Origin of the sequence: Acetobacter sp. DmW_125128, from assembly GCF_008704325.1 — a bacterium.
Classification (GTDB): Bacteria; Pseudomonadota; Alphaproteobacteria; order Acetobacterales; family Acetobacteraceae; genus Acetobacter; species Acetobacter oryzifermentans.
On sequence record NZ_VHOP01000003.1, the window covers coordinates 43,867 to 67,603 of the forward strand.

Consider the following 23,737-nt stretch of genomic DNA (forward strand, 5'->3'; position numbering starts at 1 on the left):
CCATGCCGGCAGTTACTGAAACCCGCGAAGCGGTCGAAAAGCTCGGCCAGTCCACTTACAAGTGGGGCTTTGAAACAGATATTCAGATGGATCTCGCCCCAAAAGGGTTGAATGAGGACATCGTCCGCCTGATTTCTGCGCGTAAGAACGAACCAGAATGGCTTCTGGAATGGCGCCTGACGGCATTCCGCAAATGGCAGTCCATGCAGGAGCCTACGTGGGCCAAGGTTTCTTACCCGCCGATTGATTATCAGGATGCGCATTACTATGCCGCTCCGCGCAAGAAAGAAGGCCCGAAATCTCTGGATGAGGTTGATCCGGAACTTCTGAGAACCTACGAAAAACTGGGTATTCCCCTACATGAGCAGGCTATGCTGGCAGGTGTGGAATTGCCCGAAGGTGAAACGGCGCGTCCACCTGTTGCTGTAGATGCGGTGTTTGACAGTGTTTCCGTTGTCACCACTTTCCGTAAAACCTTGGAAGAAGCAGGGGTGATCTTCTGCCCTATTTCTGAGGCCGTGCAGGAACATCCAGAACTGGTGCGTAAATATCTGGGTAGCGTAGTGCCGGTGGCAGATAATTTCTATGCCGCCCTTAACTCCGCAGTATTTACCGATGGCTCTTTTGTGTACGTGCCCAAAGGGGTGCGTTGCCCGATGGAGCTTTCCACCTACTTCCGTATCAATGCGCGCAATACAGGGCAGTTTGAGCGCACACTGATTGTGGTGGAGGATGGTGCTTCCGTTTCCTATCTGGAAGGTTGCACAGCCCCTATGCGGGATGAAAATCAGCTACATGCGGCAGTGGTGGAGCTGGTGGCGATGGAAGATTCTTCCATCAAATATTCCACGGTGCAGAACTGGTACCCTGGTGATTCCGAAGGGCGCGGCGGTATCTACAACTTTGTGACCAAGCGTGGCGCGTGCCGTGGGGCTCGCTCCAAAATTTCATGGACACAGGTGGAAACAGGTTCTGCCATTACATGGAAGTATCCATCCTGCATTTTGCAAGGTGATGGATCTGTGGGTGAATTCTATTCCGTGGCTGTTACCAACAACTGCCAGCAGGCAGATACAGGCACGAAGATGATTCATATCGGGCGCAATACCCGCTCCACCATCATTGCGAAAACTATCAGCGCAGGGCGCTCAGACAGCACATATCGCGGTCTGGTGCGTGTGCAGCCCAAGGCTTCTGGCGCGCGTAACTTCACCCAGTGTGATAGCCTGCTGATTGGTGATGAATGCGGCGCGCATACTGTGCCGTATATCGAAAGCCGGAACATGGCAGCGCGTATTGAGCACGAAGCCACAACATCCAAGATTTCAGAAGATCAGCTTTTTTATTGTCGCCAGCGCGGCCTGTCTGAAGAAGATGCGGTTGGGTTGATTGTAAATGGTTTCTGCCGGGATGTTCTTAAGGAACTGCCCATGGAATTTGCTGTGGAAGCACAGAAACTGTTGCAGATCAGCCTTGAAGGCAGTGTAGGCTAAGGGAGTACAGAACATGAGCCAGTTTTTGGAAATTTCCGGTCTGTGCGCCCGGATTGATGCCGATGGGCAGGAAAAGCAGATTCTCCGTGGTGTGGATCTCACCATTCCGCCGGGTGAAGTGCATGCCATTATGGGGCCGAACGGGTGTGGTAAATCTACCCTTTCCTATGTTCTGGCTGGGCGTGAGGATTACGAGGTTACGGCTGGATCTGTTACCTTCAAGGGGCAGGATCTGCTGGCTATGGAGCCGGAAGAACGTGCTGCTGCGGGCCTGTTTCTGGCGTTCCAGTCTCCTATTGAATTGCCGGGTGTGAATAACGCCAATTTCCTGCGCACGGCGGTAAATGCTGTGCGCCGTGCCCGTGGATTGGAAGAACTGGATGCCGTTGCATTTCTGAAAATGGCGCGTGAGGCTGCCAAGTCTCTCTCCATGGCGCCGGATATGCTCAAGCGTAACGTCAACGTTGGGTTCTCTGGTGGTGAAAAAAAGCGCAATGAAGTGTTGCAGATGACACTTCTTCAGCCTTCTTTCGCCATTCTGGATGAAACCGATAGTGGGCTGGATGTGGATGCCCTGCGTATTGTGGCGGAAGGGGTGAACCGTTTGCGTTCACCAGATTTCTCTGCACTGGTTATTACGCATCATCAAAAGCTGCTGGACTATCTGGTGCCAGACCGCATTCACGTTATGGCCAAAGGCCGGATTATTCTTTCTGGTGGGCCAGAACTGGCCAAGAGAATTGATCAGGAAGGCTACACCAAGTTTCTGACGGAGGCGGCGTGAACGCGATCAGCAAAGATATGAGCGGCCCTCTATCTTCGTTCGCGCAACGCCTGAACGATGTTGAAGGGGCAGAGCGGCAAGCAGCCATTGGCGCACTGCTCAGAACCGGCTTGCCAGACAGGCAGATAGAGGCATGGAAATATACCAGCCTGCGCCCATTAGCTGCGCAGGAATTTCAGGCCCCACCAGCGCAATATGATGCAGCGCAGGCAAAAAGCCTGTTGGATAACCTGCTTAGCAAGCATGATACGGTGCAGTCTGTGCCACGCATTGTGTTTGTGAATGGCCGATTTGTGAAAGATCTCAGCCTTCTGCCAGAAGGTGTGGATGTTTCCTTTTTTAGCCAGAACAATCTGGCATCAGATGTGCAGGCCAGCCCGGATAGAGATCCTCTTGTGGCGCTGAACACGGCTTTGGTGGAAGACGGTGCCACACTGCACGTTGCAAAGGGTGCAGATGCAGGGCGCGTGCTCCTGATTTCTCTGGGCGTAGCGGGCGATACCGCAATCTCTTTCCATCCACGCCATAGCGTGGTGTTGGAAGAAGGTGCGCATCTTTCCTTGCTGTCACTCAGCGCAGGTGTTGGGCAGTATTTCCATAATCCGGTTATGGAAGTAACGGTGGGAGAAAGAGCCAAACTCTATCATACCACGTTGCAGACAGAAGGGCTGCAAGCCATAGCGTTGGCCACAACCTATGTGCAGGTTGCTGGGCATGGCGTTTACAATAGCTTTGCCCTTGGTTTGGGTGGCTTGTTGTCTCGGCATGAAGTGCATGCACGGTTGAAGGCACCACATGCTCAGTTGCATGTAAATGGTGCGCAAAATCTTGCAGAACATCAGGTGGGGGATATCACGAGCGTTATCACCCATGCAGCTTCGGACTGCACTTCCCGCCAGACTGTTCGGAATGTGCTGGATGGCCATGCGCGGGGTGTTTTCCAAGGCAAGGTGCTGGTTGAACAGGTTGCCCAGAAAACCGATGGCTACCAGATGAATCAGGCATTGCTGCTTTCTGAAAACGCAGAAATTGACGCAAAGCCTGAGCTTGAAATCTATGCGGATGATGTGCGTTGCAGCCACGGGGCAACCGTGGGGGCGCTGGATGATGACCAACTGTTTTATATGCGTAGCCGTGGTGTGCCAGAGGCACAGGCCCGCCAGATCCTGATTGCAGCGTTTCTGGATGAGGCGCTTTCCCTCATTGAAGATGAAACGGCGCAGGAATACTGCCGCGCCATGCTGGCAATCCGTTTTTCTGCTGAAAGGAAGGCCGCGTAATGTCTCATCCTTCTATTACAGACACATCCGGGCTGGATCTGGCTGCTATTCGTAAGCAGTTTCCTATTCTGTCGGAAAAAGTGCACGATCGCCCGTTAGTGTTTCTGGATAGCGCCGCTTCGGCCCAAAAGCCGGATGCCGTTATCAACGCTATGGTGCACACCATGCACCATCAGTATGCCAACATTCACCGTGGCCTGTATTGGCTGAGTGAACGTGCAACCGAGGCTTATGAAGCTGTTAGAGATCAGGTTGCGGGCTTTCTCAACGCACCTTCGCGGGAAGAAATTGTTTTCACCCGTAACAGCACAGAAGCTATTAATCTGGTTGCGTATTCCTTTGGTTCTCTGCTTACGCCGGGGCAGGCTGTGGTTATTTCCGAAATGGAACACCATGCCAACCTAGTGCCGTGGCAGATGCTGCGTGACCGTATGGGCATTGAATTGCGCATAGCTCCGATTACCGATGCTGGTGATCTGGATATGGATGCGTTCGGCCAGCTTTTGTCTGATGGCAAAGTAGCACTTGTTGCTATTACCCATATGTCCAACGTGCTGGGCACCATTACACCAGCGCGCCAGATTGCTGATATGGCGCATGCAGCCGGTGCGCTGGTGCTGTTTGATGGCAGCCAGGCCGTGGTGCACCACCGCACAGATGTGCAGGCTTTGGGAGCAGATTTCTATACCTTTACCGGGCATAAGCTATATGGCCCAACCGGCATTGGTGTTTTGTGGGCGCGGCGTGCGCTGCTGGAAGATATGCCGCCATTTATGGGCGGGGGGGACATGATCTCCACCGTAACATTTGAAAAATCCACATGGGCGAATGTTCCACATAAGTTTGAAGCGGGCACGCCTGCGATTGTTGAAGCTATAGGCCTTGGTGCTGCAATTGCTTGGGTGGAAAAGTTTGGTTTTGATGCCATTGCAGCGCATGAACAGGCTTTAACCAGCTACGCGTTGGAGCGTCTGAGCACTGTTCCGGGGCTGAACATTGTTGGGCAGCCCAAAGAGCGTGGAGGCGTTATTTCCTTTACCATGGCGGATGTGCACCCGCATGATATTGCCACGTTGCTGGATCGCAACGGTATTGCCGTACGTGCGGGCCACCATTGTGCAGAGCCGCTTATGCGTCGCTTGGGGCTAACGGCCACAGCACGTGCCAGCTTTGGTATTTATACCATGCAGGAAGAAATAGACGCGCTTGCCGATACGTTGGTGCGTATCCGGGAATTTTTTGTGTGACACAAACCGTGCCAGATTCTGATGCCCTGTATGACCGCGTGATTGTAGAGCGCGCGCGTGCTCCGCAATATGCGGGCAAGCTGGAAGCACCTTCAGTGCAGGGCGAAGGCAAAAACCCCATGTGTGGGGATAAAACACGGGTGGATATCGCACTGGATGCAACCCATATCCAAAGTGTGCGCCACACCACACGTGGATGCGCCATTTGTGCAGCAGCGGCTGATTTAATGGCGCAGCAGGTTTCTGGTTTGGATGTTGCGCAAGCTGTCAGCCTATCTGGTCGGTTTTCTGCCATGCTGGTGGGGCAAAGTTCCCCTGCCGCACCGGCGGATACTTCATTAGGGCCGTTAGAGGTTTTCCAGCCTCTGCGGTCTCACAAGGCACGGATACGATGTGCCGAACTGCCTTGGATTGCGTTAAAGGAGGCGCTTTCTCATGCCGACGTCTGAAGACGTGCATGCTCCCGTTCTGCCAGGGGTAGAAAAGGAAGCTAAAACAGCAGAGGCTTCTGCCGATGTGCTGCATGCTGATCATGCACCTGCCGGAAACGAAGCCGGAAAAGTAGAAAGCTGGACACCCGATGAAGGGGCAGAACAGCCCGCTAAACCGCAGTCTGCCGGTGCAGTTTCGGAAGATGCGGTTATTGAGGCGATTGCCACAGTGCATGACCCGGAAATTCCGGTGAACATCTATGAACTTGGCCTGATTTACGCAATCGATCTGTATGATGATGGCCGCGTGCGTATTGAAATGACACTAACAGCCCCCAACTGCCCCAGCGCGCAGGAACTGCCTGTGCAGGTGAAAGAAGCAGTGGAAAAAGTGCCAGGTGTAAAATCTGCAGAAGTGGAAGTGGTGTGGGATCCACCGTGGGATATGTCGCGTATGAGTGATGAAGCCCGTCTCGCGCTGAACATGTTCTGAACCGAAAACAAGGTGAGGGTATAAAATGTCTCAGAAAACGGCTGTTGCTCCCACAAAGCGGGAACTTCCTCCTCTTATGCGGGTGTCTCAAGCTGCGGCAGATCGGTTGCAGCATTTATATGCCACGGCACATGCGGGCCAGTTGCTGCGTATTTCTGTAAGCACCAAAGGCTGCTCCGGCAAAGCATATGACATGCAGTTTGTGGATACAGCAGGTGAGGGCGATGAAGTGGTAAAAGATCACGGCATAACCTTGCTGGTAGATCGCAAAGCTACGCTTTACCTGATTGGTTCTGAAATGGATTATCAGGAAGGTGATCTGGAGGCCGGGTTTGTTTTTTCCAACCCTAACGAGAAAGGCCGTTGCGGCTGCGGCGAGAGCTTTCACGTTTGAAGCTACAAATGGCTTCAATTTCTGCAGACCATAAAAACTGGTCAACTACAGTTACATTTTCCACCGTATATCCAGCTTTGGCCAGCAGGCTTGCATCCTGCGCCAAGGCGGCGGGGTTACAGCTTACATAAATAATGTGGGTGGGTAACCCTTGAGCAATCTGGCGCATTTGCAACTTTGCCCCTGCGTGCGGGGGATCCAGCACAACCACAGCGGAAGCTGTTATTTCCTTAGCCAAAACCGGCTGATGGTTTAGATCCCGACAGAATGTACTGATTCGCGTGCCGCCTGTCGCTTTCTTCAGGGCCTCCAAAGCGGGTGCATAGCCTTCGTAAGCGTTTACGCGGGCACGTTCTGCCAATGGAAACGTAAGTGTGCCACAACCGGCATAAAGCTCGGTAATAATATCACGGCGGTTCAGCTTGGCGGGCAGGCTTTTTACAACGGCATCCTGAATATATTTTTCACTTTCACCTGTTGCCTGCAAAAAAGTGCCAGGTGGCGGTGTGATTTGGTGAGAAGCAATTGTCTGAACAACAGAGCCTGATTGTGCCGCGACTTCTGGCTGACCTGTATCTTTAATCAACTGCCAACTGATACGCGGAATGCGCTGCTCTGTAACCAGTTGCGCCAAACGCACGCGGTCTGGTGCAGTTAGCGGCCCATCTGTTTGCAACAGAACATCCAGCCCAGAATCCAGCAGATTGATATGTAAATTGGCTTCACGCCGAATGGCGTTCAAGCTGCGGAGTGTGGCCCGAAAAGCGGGTAGGGCCGCTAGAATGTCGGGGTGCAACACAACGCAGGTGGTAAGGTCTGTAACTGCGTGGCTATTGCGCGCATGAAGCCCAATGATGATGCCATCAGGCTGACGCCTTACAGCCAGATCTGCTCTACGGCGAGAGAATGGCTGCACCTGCTTGGCAGAAAATGCTGGAAGGTTGTTAAACCCAGCCTTTTGTAAAGCGTGTTGAACAGTAGCCATTTTCCACTGCAAAATAGCAGCAGGTTTTACATGTTGGAGCGTGCAGCCACCGCAGCGTTCACACAAGGAGCAGGGCGGTATCTGCCGGTCTGGTGAAGGTTGAAGAACTTCAACAAGCTGCCACTTGCCATCTGAATTTTTATTCAGACGCACATGCTCACTAGCAAGAGTTTCTGGAACGTAAACTACAGAACCATCTGGCGTACGCACGGCGCCATCGCCCTGCGTTGCCAGATAGAGAACATCCGTATCGTAAGTTTCAGTCACAGATTATGTTCAGGCGTGCGTATCTGCGGCGCGTTCAGCCGTTGCATCTGTGCCCGGTGAGGCAGGCCTAACAGAGTTTCGGCGTGGCAACAGCATGAACGCTGGTACCATATCGCCAAAGCCCTGTACATCACCACCGGGAGCGGGCGGAATTTCATCCCGCTGATGGCGTGTATTGCGCGTAGGCTGACGTTCTGGGCGTGCTGTCTGCTGGAGTTTGGCTTCAGGCTGCTGCTGTTCGCGTGCTGCAGGAGCTGGATTTTCACGTTCCCGATTACGCTGTGGTGTGTGGGGTTTGCGTGCGCGCCCCGCTGGTGGCCGCTTTTCATCAGACCATTCAAGCTGCTTCACACCATCCAGCACCATGCGCGGAATTTCTTTGCCTGTCAGCTTTTCAATAGCTTCGGCCAGAGCTTTATCATACGGCGTTGCAATGCTGTAGGCGTGGCCTTCACGCCCTGCACGGCCAGTACGTCCGATTCGGTGCACATAGTCTTCTGCATGGAAGGGCAGATCGAAATTGAAGACGTGCGAAAGACCGCCAATATCAATGCCACGTGCGGCTACGTCTGAGCACACAAGCACTTTCAGTTCATCGTTCTTGAATTTTTCCAGCGTGGAAAAGCGCACGGACTGGGGCAAATCGCCATGTAAAGCGGCGGCTGAAAAGCCATGCTTCACGAGCGATTTGGTTAAAATATCCACATCACGCTTACGATTGCAGAACACAATAGCATTCTGTAGCGCTGGGTCTTTCAACAGTTGGCGGAGCGTTTCCCGCTTGCTGTATTCATCCACCACCACAATGCCGGTTGTAATGGTTGTGGCCACAGAAGATTGCCGTGCAACCGTAATTTCTTTGGGAGAATGCAGGAAGGTATCTGCCAGCTTACGGATGGTCGGTGCCATAGTGGCGGAGAACAGCAGTGTTTGCCGGTTAGGAGGCAACAGCCCGACAATTTTTTCAATATCGGGAATGAAGCCCATATCCAGCATACGGTCAGCTTCATCAATTACCAGAATGCCGGTGTGGTTCAGCATCAAACCGCCGCGTTCAAACAGATCAAGCAGGCGGCCGGGGGTGGCAATTAGCACATCCACACCACGGTTCAGTACTTCTTTCTGATCTGCCATGCTTTCTCCGCCAATCAGCAGAGCATGGTTGAGCTTGAGGTATTTGCCGTAGTTCACAAAATTTTCTGCAACCTGTAGCGCCAGTTCACGCGTGGGTTCCAGAATAAGGGAGCGCGGCATACGGGCCCGTGCCCGCGAATCCGCCAAAATCTCCAGCATGGGTAGCGTGAAAGACGCAGTCTTACCCGTTCCTGTCTGTGCAACGCCCATAACATCCCGCGCCATCAGAATGGCCGGAATAGCCTGAGCCTGAATGGGGGTGGGGTGTGTGTAGCCCATGTCCGAAATAGCACGTAGGAGAGGCTCGGAGAGTTCCAGATCAGCAAATGTGATGGAGGCCGTATCTTCTGCGGCTTCAACGGTAATTTCTGCGGTTTTTTCAGCAGGAACCAGTTCTGGAGTGGCGTTTTCTTCTGCTTTGGCTTTTGGAGCAGGCTGCTTTTCCGCAGAGGGTTCCGGCGCAACTTCAGGCGCTTGCTCAACAACCTCAACAGCAGAAGCCGCGGCTTCTACGGGAGCGGGAACTTCTGTTGCTAGGGTTGCTTCGGCCTGTTCTGGGGCGATTGGAGCTGATTCTTCAGCTTTTTCTACTTTTGGCTTCCGGCGCCTTACAACACGTTTTTTGGGGGCAGGTTTTGCCTCGGCTGCAACCGCTTTTTCAGCGGGAGCTTCGGTTGCCGTGCCCGTATCTTCTGCGGCGTCTGCTGCGCTCACAGGGGCAGGGGTAGCCGTTTTTTTGCGGCTACGTGTTGCTGTCTTGCGGGGGGAGGCGGGCGTTTTAGCTGTCAATCTGCTCTCGGAACCGTAGGTCTGTCTGTTGTCAGCACTGGCTGAAGAGCCTGCCCGTATCGGGGTGCCTCAACTAAAGTGACTGAGGCACCGATTCACGTATCTACCCGGTCAGGCGTTTGTTCCGATAAAGCTGTTTTGGCCTGAAATCAAGTTTTTGGCAGAATGTTACTGTGTTTCTTAGGCAAAAGGATGGCCAAGGCAGGCAGAAAGCACTGCCAGCACGCCCAACGCAACAATAAGCAGCACGCGGGAGCGGATGGAGTCGAACACAGAAGGCTGCGGGCGGATGGAGCGCCGTGCTTTCTGGTAAGGCCCTGTGTACATCATAACAAACAGCACAGCCATGATAATGCCCAAAAGCTGCATGAGGTTGGTTGTCCATGGTGCGTTTGCAAACCCACCTTCATGAATAATCAGCAGCCAGCCGGTAATCAGTGCTGTGGGGATAACGTGCGTTAAAACCTTAAAAAAGCGGGCCAATGTCTGCAAATGCACAGAGTTGCGCTGTGTTGCATCCAGTAAGCGTAGGCTCGGGCGCAAAATAATAACGGCATAGGCACCACCACCAATCCACAAGATGATGCTGACAAGGTGGAGGGTGAGAACAAGGCTCCAGAGAATGGAATGGGGCATGCTGAACTCCGCTTGGCGTTAATGCAGGAAAAAGGCGCGGGGCGGGGAAGGGGGTATCGTCCAACGCTTGTCTGCTGCCTGATTGCCAAGGGGACGGACACTGCGCAAGAGGCTATATTTGCACAAATTATCGTCTGCTCTATGTGTGGAGGCTCGGTATGGCAGCAATATATCCTTCTCTTCTGAGCGTTTATTCCCCTGATGAAATGGGGAAAATTGACCATATTTCGGCGCAGACTGTGCCCGTTTCCGTATTGATGGAAAATGCTGGTCGCGCGGTGGCGCGCGCTATTTTCCGATACGAAAAGCCAGCCCGCGTGCTTGTGCTGTGTGGCCCCGGCAATAACGGGGGGGATGGATACGTGGTTGCGCGGCATCTTCATGATGCAGGTTGGCCTGTGGCTGTAGCGGAAATGGTGGCGCCCAAGCTGGGCGGCGCGGCGGCAGAAGCCTCGGCCCGATTCCGAGGTGTTCGCGTGCCATTTTCAGCACAGGAATCTGCGCGGGCAGATTTGGTGGTTGATGCTATCTTCGGTGCAGGATTGAGCAGAGACGTTACGGGTTTGCCTGTTGAAGTTCTGCAAGCGGCGCGGCGTATTGTTGCTGTTGATATGCCTTCAGGTGTGGATGGCGCGACAGGCTTGGTGCGTGGATATGCACCGCAGGCCGCCATGACGGTAACGTTCTGCCGGTTCAAGCCGGGGCATTTACTATATCCGGGCAGAGAATATCTGGGGCGGTTGATTCTGGCAGATATCGGAATCCCAGAAGCTGCGTTGGATCAGGTGCCTCCAACAACGTGGCGGAATGAGCCCGGCTTGTGGCATTTGCCGATTCCTGGCCCTGAAAGTCATAAATATACGCGCGGTGTGGTGAGTATTTGCGCGGGCGAATCCATGCCGGGGGCAACCCGCTTATGTGCGGGCGGTGCACGCGCTGCCGGTGCTGGTTTGGTGCGTGTGGCTGCTGGGGCGGGTGCTGCGGCTTATAAACTGGGTGCGCCCGGCCTTATTGTAGATGCGGCACCGTTGCCGACATTGTTGCAAGACAAGCGCCGCCGCGTGTGGGTTTGCGGCCCCGGTTTAACAGAGGCGGAAGTGCAGGCCACGCTGCCGGTGTTGTTAGCGGCAGAAAAGAGCGTTCTGGCTGATGCCGGTGCTTTAAGCGCTTCTGCGGGCGACCCTGAAAAACTTAAAGGCGTTGCAGTTATAACGCCGCATGTTGGGGAGTTTACCCGCGTATTCGGCCCAGTGGGCAGTAATCCGCCAGAGCATATTCGGCAGGCGGCCCAGCAGATTGGGGCTGTGGTGGTTCTAAAAGGGGCTTCCACCATGATTGCAGCGCCAGACGGACGGCTTGCAATTAATGACCATGCAACTCCAGCTTTAGGCACAGCGGGTTCAGGGGATACACTTTCTGGTGTTGTTTCAGCCCTGCTGGCTGCTGGTATGCCAGCGTGGGAGGCTGCATGTGCTGGCGTGTGGCTGCATGGGGAGGCTGGGCGGCAAGCCGGGCCGTGGCCTGTGGCGGAAGATTTGGACCTTCATTTGGGCGCTGCGCGAGAAAAAGCAGCTCATATGCAGAAACAGAGGGTGAACTCGCACATCGGCATCTTGCCGTGAGCGAATGTTTGGGTTAAGTCCACCCAACTCGTGACGGTGAGCATTGTGAGCGGGTGTGGTGGAATTGGTAGACACGCCAGATTTAGGTTCTGGTGACGCAAGTCGTGGGGGTTCAAGTCCCTCCACCCGTACCAATTTATTTTAGTCATGCTCCCGTCCTGGTCCGCGACGGCCTTTGCGTAGCGGGTGTTTGAGTTTTGTACCGAAAGGAAGGCCTGACCGATGCAGGTTACCGAGACCCTTTCCGAAGGGCTGAAGCGTGGTTTTACCGTAACAGTTCCAGCGGCGGAAATTGCCAGCAAGCGTGATGCGCGGCTGAAGGAAGTTGCAGCAAACCTAAATCTGCCGGGCTTCCGTCCGGGTAAGGTGCCTGTTTCTCTGGCCAAGCAGCGTTACGGCGAAAGCGTGTGGGCAGAAGTGCTGGAACAGACGGTATCTGATGCTCTGCGTAACGTTTTTGACGAACGCGGTATCCGTCCTGCTGGTCAGCCTAAGGTAGATCTGGTTTCGGGGCAGGCCGATGATGGAAAAGATCTGGAATTCACAGTTGAAGCAGAGCTTCTGCCAGAAATCGCTGTGCCAGACCTGTCTGATCTCACGCTGACACGCCTGAAGGCGAACGTAAGCGATGAAGCCATCAACAAGGTGCTGGAAGATATCGCTAAGCGCGGCCGCACTTTTGAAGTGGTGGAAGAAGTTCGCCCCGTTGCCAAAGGTGATGTGGTAGCTATCGATTTTGTTGGTAAGCGCGACGGTGTTCCCTTCGAAGGCGGTTCCGCTGAAGATGTGAACGTCGAAATCGGCGGTGAAGGCTTTATTCCTGGGTTTGCTGAGCAGATCGAAGGCATGAAGCCGGGCGAAGAAAAAGTTATTACGGTAACTTTCCCCGCAGATTACGGCGCAACTGAGCTGGCAGGTAAAGAAGCAACCTTCGATATCAAAGCCAAGCAGATCAAGAAGCCAGTTGATGCGCCGATTGATGATGAACTGGCCAAGAAGATGGGCTTTGAAAGCCTTGATCAGCTGAAAGATCTGATTCGCAAGCAGATTGAAGGCGAATATGATCAGCTTTCTCGTCTGCGTATCAAACGTGAGCTGCTGGATGAACTGGCAAAGAAAACTGATTTCACTGCGCCAGAAGGCATGGTGGATGCAGAATTCAACCAGATCTGGGCGCGCGTTGAAGAAGACCGTAAGTCTGGCCAGCTTGATGACGAAGACAAGAACAAAGACGAAGAAACCCTTCGCGCTGATTACCGTAAAATTGCGGAACGCCGCGTAAAGTTGGGTCTGCTTCTGGCTGAAATTGGCCGTAAGAACAATATTACGGTTACGCCGGACGAATTGGGCCGGGCAGTGCGGGCAGAAGCCATGCGCTACCAAGGTCAGGAAAAGCAGGTGTTCGAATTCTTCCAGAAGAATCCGCAGGCCGCAGAATCCCTCAGGGGGCCAATCTTTGAAAACAAGGTTGTCGATTACCTGATTGAACTGGCTAAAGTGACGGATAAAGAGGTCACACCAGAGGAGCTTTCAGATATTCCACCAGCGAATATCTAATAAGAAAAAGGCCGTGTCCCGCCAGTGTGAACTGGCGGGACATTCTTTTTGGGCATGTTTTTCTTTTCCGGGGTGGCATCTTTCCACTTTATCTCTATCTTGAACCAGAGTGCCTGAGCTTTCTTGTGTTTGCGCAGGAAGGCGGGAAGGGCTAATTCAGTTTTTTATACGGGAATGAGTGGTATGAGGGATCGTGATCCCGTTGAGATTTTCAGCAATGCGCTGGTACCGATGGTGGTCGAACAGACCTCTCGCGGTGAGCGGGCGTTTGATATCTATTCCCGCCTGCTTCAAGAGCGGATCATCTTCCTGACTGGTCCCGTGTACGATCAGGTTGCATCCTTGATTTCCGCGCAGCTTCTGTATCTGGAAAGCGTGAATCCGAACAAGGAAATCTCTTTTTACATCAACAGCCCGGGTGGTGTGGTTTCTGCCGGTTTGGCAATTTATGATACCATGCAGTACATCCGCAGTCCCGTAAGCACAGTGTGCATCGGGCAGGCAGCTTCTATGGGCTCCTTGTTGCTGGCTGGGGGTGAAAAAGGGCGCCGTTTCGCGCTGCCAAATGCGCGTGTTATGGTGCATCAGCCTTCTGGTGGCGCGCAGGGTCAGGCAAGTGATATCGAAATTCAGGCGCGTGAAATTCTGATCATTCGTCAGAAGCTGAATGAAATCTACCGTGAACATACAGGTCGCACGTTGGAGGAAATTGAGCAGAAGTTGGAGCGTGATACCTACATGTCCGCCCACGAAGCTCAGTCCTTCGGGATTGTGGATGAGGTGATCAGCCACCATAAGGCGACAGAAACAGGCAAGAAGGATAAAAGTCATCCTTAATCTGGCGTACAGTAATCTTCCTGTTACAATAGGGAAGACGCCTGCCGTAAGGCAGGCACACACGTTCTGGGACTCGGTTCTCGGTGCGATGGGGCCTGGGATGATCGAGGGAGTGGGCTGATGAATACGAAGTCCGGTGATTCCAAGAATACGCTTTACTGCTCGTTCTGTGGAAAGTCACAACATGAGGTTCGCAAGCTGATTGCCGGCCCCACGGTGTTCATTTGTGATGAGTGTGTTGAACTCTGCATGGATATCATCCGTGAAGAGAACAAGACATCCCTTGTCAAATCGCGCGAGGGTGTGCCGACACCGCGGGAAATCTGCAAGGTTCTGGATGATTATGTTATCGGGCAGGCTCAAGCCAAAAAGGTTTTGTCTGTGGCTGTGCATAACCATTACAAGCGCCTGACGCAGGTTGCCAAAGCCGGGGATGTTGAGATTGCAAAATCTAACATCCTGCTTATTGGCCCAACAGGCTCTGGTAAAACCCTGCTTGCTCAGACACTGGCGCGTATTCTGGATGTGCCTTTTACAATGGCAGACGCCACAACCCTGACAGAAGCAGGGTATGTGGGGGAAGATGTTGAAAACATTATTCTCAAGCTGTTGCAGGCATCTGACTACAATGTTGAACGTGCACAGCGTGGCATTGTGTATATTGATGAAATCGACAAGATTTCCAAAAAGTCAGACAACCCTTCCATTACCCGTGATGTAAGTGGTGAAGGTGTGCAGCAGGCGCTGCTGAAGCTTATGGAAGGCACAGTCGCTTCTGTTCCGCCGCAGGGAGGGCGCAAGCATCCGCAGCAGGAGTTCCTGCAAGTAGATACCACCAACATGCTGTTTATCTGTGGTGGTGCTTTTGCTGGGCTGGACAAGATTATTTCTGCCCGCGGTAAAGGAACCAACATTGGGTTTGGCGCCGATGTGCGTGCTCCGGATGAGCGTAAGACAGGGGAAATCCTGCACGACGTGGAACCGGAAGACTTGATGAAGTTTGGTTTGATTCCGGAATTCATCGGGCGTCTGCCAGTTATCGCAACGCTGGGTGATCTGGATGAAGCTGCGCTTATCAAGATTCTGACAGAACCCAAGAATGCGTTGGTCAAGCAGTATCAGCGTTTGTTCCAGATGGAAGATGTGCAACTGGACTTTACGGATGATGCACTTAAAGCCATCGCAGATCGCGCTATTGTGCGAAAGACTGGGGCTCGTGGGCTACGCTCCATTCTGGAAAGTATCCTAATGTCGACCATGTTTGATCTGCCGGGCCTCGAAAATGTAGAGGAAGTGGTGGTTAACCGGGATGTCGCGGAAGGCAAGGCCAGTCCGGTCTATGTTTACGGGAAAAAGAAAGAAATCCCGGCAGAACAATCTGCTTAAGTTGGGGACTATTCACAAAACAGCGCTGGCGGCACATGCTCCAGCGCTGTTTTTGTCACTGTCCCATTGTGTAAAACGCTGTGAATAACGACATAAGGATAGACAAAAGAGCTTTCACCGCGTTGGCTCTTGTACGGAACAGGGTATGCCGCAAGGCGGGTGCCGTGTCCGGATCGTCCTTGTCAGGAGGTCATCATCATGGCTGATAACGAAAAACCAGTGAAACGCAGGCGCCGGACTGCAACAAAAACCAAGCCGGAAGTGGCAGCAGAAGCCACACATCAAACCACAACAGCAGTAGAAGCTACGGCAGAGCCAGAAGTGCAGGAAGTTAAGGCTTCTGTGCACGTGGCTGTGCTGCCACTGCGCGATATTGTGGTGTTCCCGCATATGATCGTGCCCTTGTTTGTTGGGCGTGAGAAATCTGTAAAAGCGTTGGAAACGGTCACTAAAGATGACCGCCATATTCTGCTGGTCGCTCAGAAGGATGCTGCGCAGGATGATCCTTCCGCCGATGATATTTATCGGGTGGGTACACTTTCAACTATTCTGCAGCTACTAAAACTGCCGGATGGCACCGTGAAGGTGCTGGTGGAAGGTGTGAAGCGCGTACGCGTAAAAACCTTGCACGAGGTGGAAGGGCACTTTGAGGCCGATATTGAGGACATGCCAGAGCAGGCGGCTGAAGGGCCAGAAGCCGAAGCACTTGGCCGTTCTATCGTGTCTCAGTTTGAGCAGTATATGAAGCTCAACAAAAAGATTGCGTCCGAGGTGCTGGTCTCTCTGAACCAGATCAGTGATCTGGCTAAGCTGGCAGATACCGTAACCAGCCACCTAAACCTCAAGATTGCGGAAAAACAGGAAATTCTGGAAGCGCCAACAGTGATGGCGCAACTGGAAAAGGTTTTCGCGCATATTGAGGCGGAAATTGATGTTCTTCAGGTTGAAAAGAAGATTCGCAACCGCGTTAAGCGTCAGATGGAAAAAACGCAGCGCGAGTATTATCTGAACGAACAGCTTAAGGCGATTCAGAAGGAACTGGGTGAAGGCGAAGACGGTAAGGATGAAACATCCGAACTGGAAGAACGCATTGCCAAAACCAAGCTCTCTAAGGAAGCACACGAAAAAGCTGTAGCGGAGCTTAAAAAGCTGCGCGGCATGAGCATGATGTCTGCCGAATCTACAGTTGTGCGGAATTATCTGGATTGGCTGCTGAGCATTCCGTGGAAGAAGCGGACCAAGGTAAAGCATGATCTGACAGAAGCAGAAAAAATTCTGGATGCAGATCACTACGGACTAGAAAAAGTTAAAGAACGGATTCTGGAATATCTGGCTGTTCAAAGCCGGTCCCAGAAGCTTAAAGGCCCGATTCTGTGTCTGGTAGGGCCTCCCGGTGTTGGTAAAACGTCTTTGGCACGTTCTATCGCCAAGGCAACGGGGCGGCATTACGTACGTATGTCATTGGGTGGCGTGCGGGATGAAGCTGAAATTCGTGGCCATCGGCGTACGTATATTGGCTCCATGCCTGGCAAGATCATTCAGGGGATGAAGAAGGCGAAAGTCTCGAATCCACTGTTCCTGCTGGATGAAATTGACAAACTGGGTTCTGATTGGCGTGGAGATCCAGCATCTGCACTGCTGGAAGTGTTGGATCCAGAGCAGAACAGCACATTTGCAGATCATTATCTGGAAGTGGATTATGATCTCTCTGATGCCATGTTCGTTACAACGGCGAATAGCCTGAACATGCCGCAGCCTCTGCTGGATCGTATGGAAATCATTCGTCTGTCCGGTTACACAGAAGACGAGAAGGTGGAAATTGCCAAGCGCCACCTTATTTCCAAGCAGACACAGGCGCATAACCTCAAACCGGATGAATGGTCGATTACAGATGACGCCGTGCGGGATCTGATTCGCTATTACACGCGTGAGGCTGGCGTGCGTAATCTGGAACGTGAACTTGCGGGGCTTGCCCGTAAGGCCGTGAAGGAAATTGTCACCGGTAAGGCCAAGAAAGTTTCTGTTACTCCTAGGAATCTGGACAAATACGCAGGTGTGCGTCGTTTCAGCTATGGGGAAACCGAAGCAGAAGACATGGTTGGCGTTGTAACCGGGCTGGCTTGGACCGAAGTGGGCGGGGAAATCCTGACCATTGAAAGCGTTATGGTGCCAGGCAAGGGCGGTATTGTTGAAACCGGTAAGCTGGGCGACGTTATGAAGGAGAGCATTTCTGCAGCGTTCTCCTTTGTGCGGAGTCGGGCAACCAGCTTTGGCATTGTGCCCACCTTGTTTGATAAGCGCAGCTTCCATGTGCATGTGCCAGAAGGTGCGACTCCCAAAGATGGTCCTTCGGCCGGTGTGGCTATGGTCACATCCTTAGTGAGTGTGCTGACAGGTATTCCCATTCGTCGGGATGTCGCCATGACAGGTGAAATCACATTGCGTGGGCGTGTGCTGGCTATTGGCGGCTTGAAAGAAAAGCTGCTTGCGGCTTTGCGTGCGGGTATTCGTACAGTGTTCATTCCCAAGGAAAATGAGAAGGACCTTACGGAAATCCCTGAAAACGTGAAGAAGAAACTGGAAATCGTTCCTGTCTCTCATGTGGATGAAGTTCTGGCGCGTGCGCTGGTGCGTCAGCCTCAGCCAATTGAGTGGGAAGATGTGCCAGATCCACTGCCAGCAGCAGGTGGAGAATCCGCTCTTCCGGTGTTGCCACACTGAATAGAAGGGCTAAGAGCGTACGAAGTTGCGTTTGCTTGGTTGACGTGGCGAAAAACGGCTTCATAGTGCGTTCAGGTAGCGGACAGGCGGACGAAAAGGCCGCCCGCCGTTCCGAACAGATATAAGAAATAGAAAGGCGTAAGGATGGAGAAGCCGCTCAACAAGCAGGAACTCGTTTCAGCCGTGGCTGAAGCTGTTGACCTGCCCAAGGCAAAAGCCGGTGAAGTGGTCGATGCCGTATTCGGTGCGATCGAAAAGGCCCTGTCCACAAAGCAGGAAGTGCGTCTGGTTGGTTTTGGCACATTTGTGACCGCAACCCGCAAGGCTGCTAAAGGCCGTAACCCGCGTACGGGTGAAGAAATCGATATCCCTGCTTCCACCTCTGTCCGCTTCAAGCCGGGCAAGGCGCTAAAGGATGCCGTCAGCGGTTAATTCCGTCAGAAATTTTTTTTCTGAAAAAGGCCGACAATCTCAAAAAAGGGGTTGTCGGCCTTTTCTGTTTATGGCACATAGGGGGCGGGCAATTAGCTCAGCGGTAGAGCGTCTCGTTTACACCGAGATGGTCGGCGGTTCGATCCCGTCATTGCCCACCATTTTCCCCAAATGGTAACCCACACGCACAATGGACTTAGTTCCATTGTTGCCTGTGTGTGGTTTTTGTCAGAGCACTCTCTGGCTCCTCAATTTCTCCTTAAAATTCGGCCTTCACAAGAAAGTGCCCCATACCCAACGCGTTCGTGCATATCCGTATGTAGGATGTTGGGGCTAGGGTTGCTGCATGAAACACAAGCCACTGCGGCTTAAACATGTGCAGGAACCACACCATGCAGTCTGTTCTTGGTGATTACGCGCCAGTTCTCGTGTTTGGGGGCATGTCGGTTATTATTGCCGCCGCCATGCTGGGTATGGCGCTGCTGAGCGGCCACCAGAAACCGTATTCCGAAAAACTGACAGCTTATGAATGCGGTTTTGAAGCATTTGATGATGCGCGCCGCCGTTTTGATGTGCGTTTTTATCTGGTTGCCATCCTGTTCATCATTTTCGATCTGGAAGTTGCATTCCTGTTCCCCTGGGCCATCACGCTGGGGCGCATTGGACTGTTTGGCTTTCTTTCCATGCTTGGATTTCTGGCCGTGCTGGGCATTGGCTTTTTGTACGAATGGCGCAAAGGCGCGCTGGATTGGGATTGAGGTGAGGGAGATACAGCCATGACAGCCAACCAGCAGGATGCGGTGCTATGGAACCGCGAAGCGCTTCCACCCGGCCCAGAGCAAGATGCTGTTGTGCGGGGCATTACAGGGGTTCTGGCCGAAAAAGGCTTTGTTGTTGCCAATTTGGATAAGTTGGTAAACTGGGGGCGAACAGGCAGTTTGTGGCCTATGTCCTTTGGGCTTGCTTGCTGCGCGGTGGAAATGATCCACGCTTACATGCCGCGGTATGATCTGGACCGCATGGGCATCATCCCGCGTGGGTCTCCGCGTCAGTCTGATGTTATGATTGTGGCTGGCACGCTTACCAACAAAATGGCCCCTGTGCTGCGCCGATTGTACGAGCAGATGGCCGAACCACGCTGGGTTATCTCCATGGGCTCCTGCGCTAATGGAGGCGGCTATTATCACTATTCGTATTCTGTTGTACGGGGGTGTGACCGCATCGTGCCTGTAGATGTGTATGTGCCGGGCTGCCCACCAACGGCAGAGGCTTTGATTTACGGCATTATGCTGCTTCAGAAAAAAATACGTCGGACGGGGACCATTCTTCGTGGCTGAACTTCCTGTAAATCCTCGGCAAGGTCGCCTTGAGGGGCGGCTGTCTGCCATGGCCTTTACCTTCATGGCAACCTTGCCTTCCGTATCCTATGCGGCAGTAGAAAAAGGTGAGTTGGTTGTTCGTATAGAACGCGATCACTTATTGCATTTTCTCGAATTGCTAAGGGATCATCCATCATATCGCTTTGAACAGTTGATGGATTTGTGCGGGGTAGATTTTCCCGAACGGCCGCGGCGGTTTGATGTTGTTTATAATTTGCTGTCTGTCACACATAACCACCGTATCCGGGTGATTGTGCAAACAGATGAAATTATGCCCGTACCTTCTGTGCACCATTTGTGGCCCTGTGCCACATGGTGGGAGCGTGAATGCTACGATCTGTTTGGAGTAGTCTTTTCCAATCAGCCCGATATGCGGCGTATCCTTACAGATAATGGGTTTGAAGGACATCCACTGCGTAAGGACTTCCCATTAACGGGTTATGAACAGGTCCGTTACGATGTGGAACGCAGGCAAGTTGTGAAAGAACCTGTTTCTTTAACACAGGATTTTCGTGATTTTGATTTCGTTTCCCCATGGGAAGGCATGCTGACTTTGCCGGGAGACGAAAAAGCGCATGAAGTCAGACAGGGCATGAAGAGGTCCGGCTGATGACTGAATTGAAAAATAGCTTTGTTGAAGCAGCAGATACTGTGCTGCATCAAGATGTTCCAGAAAGCCTTGTGCCCGAAAAAGTGGCGGAAGAAGAACCACGCAAAATTGTGGAAATTGATTCTCACGCACTCAACTTCGGGCCTCAGCATCCCTCTGCGCATGGTGTGTTGCGCTTGGTGCTGGAAATGGAAGGCGAGGTAGTGGCACGTGCTGTGCCCCATATCGGCCTTTTGCATCGTGGCACAGAAAAACTCATAGAACACAAAACCTATCAGAAAGCTTTGCCGTATTTTGATCGGCTGGATTACGTTTCTCCGATGTGTGAGGAGCAGGCTTTTGCTCTGGCTACGGAAAAACTTCTGGGTATTGATATTCCAGAACGCGCCAAGTGGCTACGCGTTATGTTTGCGGAAATAACGCGCGTTCTAAATCATATTCTCAATCTTACAGCTATGGGTTTAGATTGCGGGGCTGTTACCCCGGCTTTGTGGGGATATGAAGAGCGCGAAAAACTTCTGGAGTTTTACGAGGCTGCATCTGGTGCACGGTTTCATGCCAATTATTTCCGTCCGGGGGGTGTCGCGCGTGATGTGCCTGCAGGGTTGGAAGATAAAATAGGCGCATGGGCCAAAGAGTTCCCAAAATGGATTGATGAACTCGAGGGGCTGCTCACTGAAAACCGTATTTGGAAACAACGTACAGTGGGTATTGGTGTTTTTACAACAGAGCAGGCGTTGGCTTGGGGTTTTAGTGGCCCATGTTTACGTGCTTCTGGTGTGCCGTGGGATCTGCGCCGTAATCAGCCCTATGATAATTACCACAAGGTTGAATTCAATGTGCCGGTTGCGCGGCAGGGTGATTGTTACGATCGCTATCTGGTGCGTGTTGCGGAAATGCGAGAAAGCGTCAAGATTATTGAGCAATGTCTGACCCAGATACGTCCTGGGGACGTAAAGGTGCAGGATCCCAAGTTCAGCCCGCCGCCTCGTGCAGAAATGAAGCGTTCTATGGAAGCGCTTATTCATCACTTCAAGTTGTTTAGCGAAGGGTATCACGTTCCCCCCGGCGCAACCTATACAGCGGTAGAAAGTCCTAAAGGAGAATTTGGGGTGTATTTGGTTGCCGATGGAAGTAACCGGCCGTATCGCTGCAAAATTCGTCCAACAGGATTTGCTCACCTTCAGGCCATCGATGAATTGTCCCGTCGCGGTATGTTGGCGGACATGGTGGCCATTATCGGATCGCTTGATCTTGTGTTCGGGGAGGTTGACCGATGAACACCACCTGGGCCCCGGCAAAACAGCCGGACAGCTTTGTTTTTGATGATGAATCTGAAGCAGAAATTGTAAATGTTCTTAAAAAATATCCAGAAGAACGCAAAGCCAGTGCGGTTATGCCTCTTTTGTATATTGCGCAGCGCCAGATGGGCCGCGTAACCGGTAGTGCATGGATACCGCTTGTGGCAATGGATGATATTGCCCACAGGTTAGAGATGGCACCAATACGCGTGTATGAGGTGGCGTCTTTTTACACCATGTTCAATACAAAGCCGATTGGCCGCTACCATCTTCAGGTCTGCACAACCACACCGTGCTGGCTACGTGGCTCGGATGCGGTAACAGAGGCTTGCCGTAAGGCAACAGGGATTCATCATTTTGGTGAAACCAGCGATGATGGCTTGTTTACCTTAACCGAAGTGGAATGCCTGGGTGCCTGTGCCAATGCACCTATTCTGCAAGTTGATGATGATTACTACGAGGATATGGATGGTCCACGCACAGAAGCATTAATTGCAGATTTGCGTGCAGGCCGTCACCCAGAAGCCGGTCCAGCTATCAACCGTATGTGCTCAGCACCGGAAGGCGGCAGAAAAACCCTTCTGGAAACGTCTGCATCATCCCCGGATCAGAAATAGGAGAAACGGCCATGCTTCAGGATAAAGACCGTATCTTCACCAATCTTTATGGTCAGGATGATTGGCGTTTGCCAGCAGCCCGGAAACGAGGTGATTGGGATAATACCGCAGCCATTATCGCAAGAGGACGGGATGCAGTCATTGCGGAAATGAAGGCATCTGGCTTGCGTGGCCGTGGAGGGGCTGGATTTCCCACCGGGTTGAAGTGGTCATTCATGCCCAAAAAATCTGATGGTCGGCCGCATTATCTCGTCATCAATGGGGATGAATCAGAACCCGGCACGTGTAAAGATCGGGAAGTTATGCGGCATGAGCCACACAAGTTGATAGAGAGCGCAATGATAGCCTCTTTCGCTATGGGTGCTCATGCTTCCTACATTTATATCCGTGGCGAGTTTTGCAGAGAAGCTGAGCGCCTTCAGGCAGCGATAGATGAAGCTTATGAGGCAGGTCTTCTCGGAAAAAATGCTGCGGGTAGCGGGTGGGATTTTGATTTCCGTATTCACCGTGGTGCTGGCGCATATATCTGCGGAGAAGAAACAGCTCTGCTGGAAAGCCTTGAAGGTAAAAAGGGTCAGCCCCGCATGAAGCCTCCATTCCCAGCAGGGGCGGGGTTATATGGCTGCCCGACAACAGTGAATAATGTGGAAAGCATAGCCGTTACATCTACCATTATGCGCCGTGGGGCAGCTTGGTTTTCTGGTTTGGGGCGGCCCAATAATGCAGGCACAAAACTTATGGCTATTTCTGGCCATGTGAATACGCCCTGTGTGTTTGAAGAAGAGCTGGGTGTTCCACTTAAAGAGATTATTGAAAAGCATGGTGGTGGCGTGCGTGGTGGGTGGGATAACCTGCTGGCTGTTATTCCCGGTGGTTGTTCTGTTCCTGTGCTGCCTAAATCCATTTGTGAAACTGTGTTGATGGATTACGATAGTTTGCGTGCAGAACGTTCTGGTTTGGGTACGGCATGTATGATCGTGATGGATAAATCCACAGATATTATTGAAGCCATCGCGCGTTTTTCAAAGTTCTTTAAGCATGAAAGCTGCGGCCAATGCACACCTTGCCGAGAAGGCACTGGATGGATGATGCGTATGATGAACCGCATGGTGCAGGGCAAAGCCGAAATAGAAGAAATTGATTTGCTAGAGCAAGTGACCAAGCAGGTGGAAGGCCACACTATTTGTGCGCTGGGTGATGCAGCTGCATGGCCTATCCAAGGATTAATCCGGCATTTCCGGCCAGAAATGGAAGCACGTATCCGGCAGTACAAGGTTGCGCATGGCGGCACGGGCTTGGTGCAGGTGCCTGCGGGCAGTGTGCCAGTGGCGGCGGAGTAAGG

22 protein-coding genes and 2 tRNA genes are annotated in these 23,737 nt (G+C 52.5%); 21 read left to right on the forward strand and 3 right to left on the reverse strand.

Annotation, left to right across the window (positions count from 1 at the left end):
- Window positions 1-2 precede the first annotated feature (2 nt).
- The 7 genes from sufB to FKW19_RS01290 are packed head-to-tail and all read left to right on the forward strand — an operon-like array spanning window position 3 to window position 6,122.
- Entirely contained in the window at window positions 3-1,493 is a 1,491-nt protein-coding gene (gene sufB, locus FKW19_RS01260) for a Fe-S cluster assembly protein SufB (RefSeq protein ID WP_063354261.1), read from the forward strand.
- A 13-nt stretch (window positions 1,494-1,506) separates the two neighbouring features.
- Window positions 1,507-2,277, forward strand: a complete 771-nt coding sequence (sufC, locus tag FKW19_RS01265; protein WP_006116545.1) for a Fe-S cluster assembly ATPase SufC — start codon at window positions 1,507-1,509, stop codon at window positions 2,275-2,277.
- Between the two features lie 17 nt (window positions 2,278-2,294).
- Window positions 2,295-3,557, forward strand: a complete 1,263-nt coding sequence (gene sufD, locus FKW19_RS01270) for a Fe-S cluster assembly protein SufD (protein WP_150176157.1) — start codon at window positions 2,295-2,297, stop codon at window positions 3,555-3,557.
- The gene (locus FKW19_RS01275; protein WP_089179233.1) at window positions 3,557-4,804 is read left to right on the forward strand and encodes an aminotransferase class V-fold PLP-dependent enzyme; all 1,248 of its coding nucleotides are present in this window, start codon (window positions 3,557-3,559) and stop codon (window positions 4,802-4,804) included. The genes sufD and FKW19_RS01275 overlap by 1 nt, the downstream gene beginning before the upstream one ends.
- Window positions 4,801-5,253: a Fe-S cluster assembly sulfur transfer protein SufU gene (sufU, locus tag FKW19_RS01280; RefSeq protein WP_006116548.1), complete on the forward strand. Its 453-nt coding sequence runs from the start codon at window positions 4,801-4,803 to the stop codon at window positions 5,251-5,253. Before FKW19_RS01275 ends, sufU begins: the two co-directional genes overlap by 4 nt.
- Window positions 5,240-5,728, forward strand: coding sequence for an SUF system Fe-S cluster assembly protein (locus tag FKW19_RS01285; RefSeq protein WP_006116549.1), 489 nt, complete (start codon window positions 5,240-5,242; stop codon window positions 5,726-5,728). The genes sufU and FKW19_RS01285 overlap by 14 nt, the downstream gene beginning before the upstream one ends.
- Window positions 5,729-5,753: 25 nt before the next feature.
- Window positions 5,754-6,122 carry an iron-sulfur cluster assembly accessory protein gene (locus tag FKW19_RS01290; RefSeq protein WP_089179232.1) on the forward strand — a complete coding sequence of 123 codons (369 nt, stop codon included), beginning with the start codon at window positions 5,754-5,756 and terminating at the stop codon, window positions 6,120-6,122.
- Here the strand turns inward: FKW19_RS01290 and FKW19_RS01295 are convergent.
- The 3 genes from FKW19_RS01295 to FKW19_RS01305 form a co-directional block, all read right to left on the reverse strand.
- Window positions 6,076-7,374 carry a class I SAM-dependent RNA methyltransferase gene (locus tag FKW19_RS01295; RefSeq protein ID WP_089179231.1) on the reverse strand — a complete coding sequence of 433 codons (1,299 nt, stop codon included), beginning with the start codon at window positions 7,372-7,374 and terminating at the stop codon, window positions 6,076-6,078. The two genes, FKW19_RS01290 and FKW19_RS01295, sit on opposite strands and share 47 nt — an antisense overlap.
- Window positions 7,375-7,383: 9 nt before the next feature.
- Entirely contained in the window at window positions 7,384-9,297 is a 1,914-nt protein-coding gene (locus tag FKW19_RS01300; protein WP_089179230.1) for a DEAD/DEAH box helicase, read from the reverse strand.
- A 180-nt stretch (window positions 9,298-9,477) separates the two neighbouring features.
- Window positions 9,478-9,933: a membrane protein gene (locus FKW19_RS01305; protein ID WP_006116552.1), complete on the reverse strand. Its 456-nt coding sequence runs from the start codon at window positions 9,931-9,933 to the stop codon at window positions 9,478-9,480.
- Window positions 9,934-10,091: 158 nt separating this feature from the next.
- On the opposite strand from FKW19_RS01305, the gene FKW19_RS01310 reads away from it, so the two are divergent.
- The 14 genes from FKW19_RS01310 (at window position 10,092) to nuoF (ending at window position 23,735) form a co-directional block, all read left to right on the forward strand.
- Window positions 10,092-11,555: an NAD(P)H-hydrate dehydratase gene (locus tag FKW19_RS01310; RefSeq protein WP_089179229.1), complete on the forward strand. Its 1,464-nt coding sequence runs from the start codon at window positions 10,092-10,094 to the stop codon at window positions 11,553-11,555.
- Window positions 11,556-11,604: 49 nt separating this feature from the next.
- Window positions 11,605-11,689, forward strand: a tRNA-Leu gene (locus tag FKW19_RS01315).
- An 88-nt stretch (window positions 11,690-11,777) separates the two neighbouring features.
- Window positions 11,778-13,112 (forward strand): trigger factor, encoded by a 1,335-nt coding sequence (gene tig / locus FKW19_RS01320; protein ID WP_006116554.1) that lies wholly within the window; start codon window positions 11,778-11,780, stop codon window positions 13,110-13,112.
- Between the two features lie 174 nt (window positions 13,113-13,286).
- Window positions 13,287-13,949 (forward strand): ATP-dependent Clp protease proteolytic subunit, encoded by a 663-nt coding sequence (locus tag FKW19_RS01325; RefSeq protein ID WP_019088390.1) that lies wholly within the window; start codon window positions 13,287-13,289, stop codon window positions 13,947-13,949.
- A 120-nt stretch (window positions 13,950-14,069) separates the two neighbouring features.
- Window positions 14,070-15,335, forward strand: coding sequence for an ATP-dependent Clp protease ATP-binding subunit ClpX (clpX, locus tag FKW19_RS01330; protein ID WP_006116556.1), 1,266 nt, complete (start codon window positions 14,070-14,072; stop codon window positions 15,333-15,335).
- A 198-nt stretch (window positions 15,336-15,533) separates the two neighbouring features.
- Window positions 15,534-18,056 (forward strand): endopeptidase La, encoded by a 2,523-nt coding sequence (gene lon, locus FKW19_RS01335; protein WP_089179228.1) that lies wholly within the window; start codon window positions 15,534-15,536, stop codon window positions 18,054-18,056.
- 144 nt (window positions 18,057-18,200) lie between these two features.
- Window positions 18,201-18,488, forward strand: a complete 288-nt coding sequence (locus tag FKW19_RS01340; RefSeq protein ID WP_003624117.1) for an HU family DNA-binding protein — start codon at window positions 18,201-18,203, stop codon at window positions 18,486-18,488.
- Window positions 18,489-18,574: 86 nt separating this feature from the next.
- Window positions 18,575-18,649 (forward strand) — tRNA-Val (locus FKW19_RS01345).
- A 231-nt stretch (window positions 18,650-18,880) separates the two neighbouring features.
- Entirely contained in the window at window positions 18,881-19,246 is a 366-nt protein-coding gene (gene ndhC, locus FKW19_RS01350) for an NADH-quinone oxidoreductase subunit A (protein ID WP_019088394.1), read from the forward strand.
- Window positions 19,247-19,264: 18 nt separating this feature from the next.
- Window positions 19,265-19,825, forward strand: a complete 561-nt coding sequence (locus FKW19_RS01355; protein ID WP_006116559.1) for an NADH-quinone oxidoreductase subunit B family protein — start codon at window positions 19,265-19,267, stop codon at window positions 19,823-19,825.
- Window positions 19,818-20,477, forward strand: a complete 660-nt coding sequence (locus tag FKW19_RS01360) for an NADH-quinone oxidoreductase subunit C (protein ID WP_089179227.1) — start codon at window positions 19,818-19,820, stop codon at window positions 20,475-20,477. Before FKW19_RS01355 ends, FKW19_RS01360 begins: the two co-directional genes overlap by 8 nt.
- Window positions 20,477-21,757, forward strand: coding sequence for an NADH-quinone oxidoreductase subunit D (locus FKW19_RS01365; RefSeq protein WP_089179226.1), 1,281 nt, complete (start codon window positions 20,477-20,479; stop codon window positions 21,755-21,757). The genes FKW19_RS01360 and FKW19_RS01365 overlap by 1 nt, the downstream gene beginning before the upstream one ends.
- Entirely contained in the window at window positions 21,754-22,395 is a 642-nt protein-coding gene (locus tag FKW19_RS01370) for an NAD(P)H-dependent oxidoreductase subunit E (protein WP_089179225.1), read from the forward strand. Before FKW19_RS01365 ends, FKW19_RS01370 begins: the two co-directional genes overlap by 4 nt.
- An 11-nt stretch (window positions 22,396-22,406) precedes the next feature.
- Window positions 22,407-23,735, forward strand: coding sequence for an NADH-quinone oxidoreductase subunit NuoF (nuoF, locus tag FKW19_RS01375; protein WP_089179224.1), 1,329 nt, complete (start codon window positions 22,407-22,409; stop codon window positions 23,733-23,735).
- The last annotated feature ends 2 nt before the right edge of the window (window positions 23,736-23,737 follow it).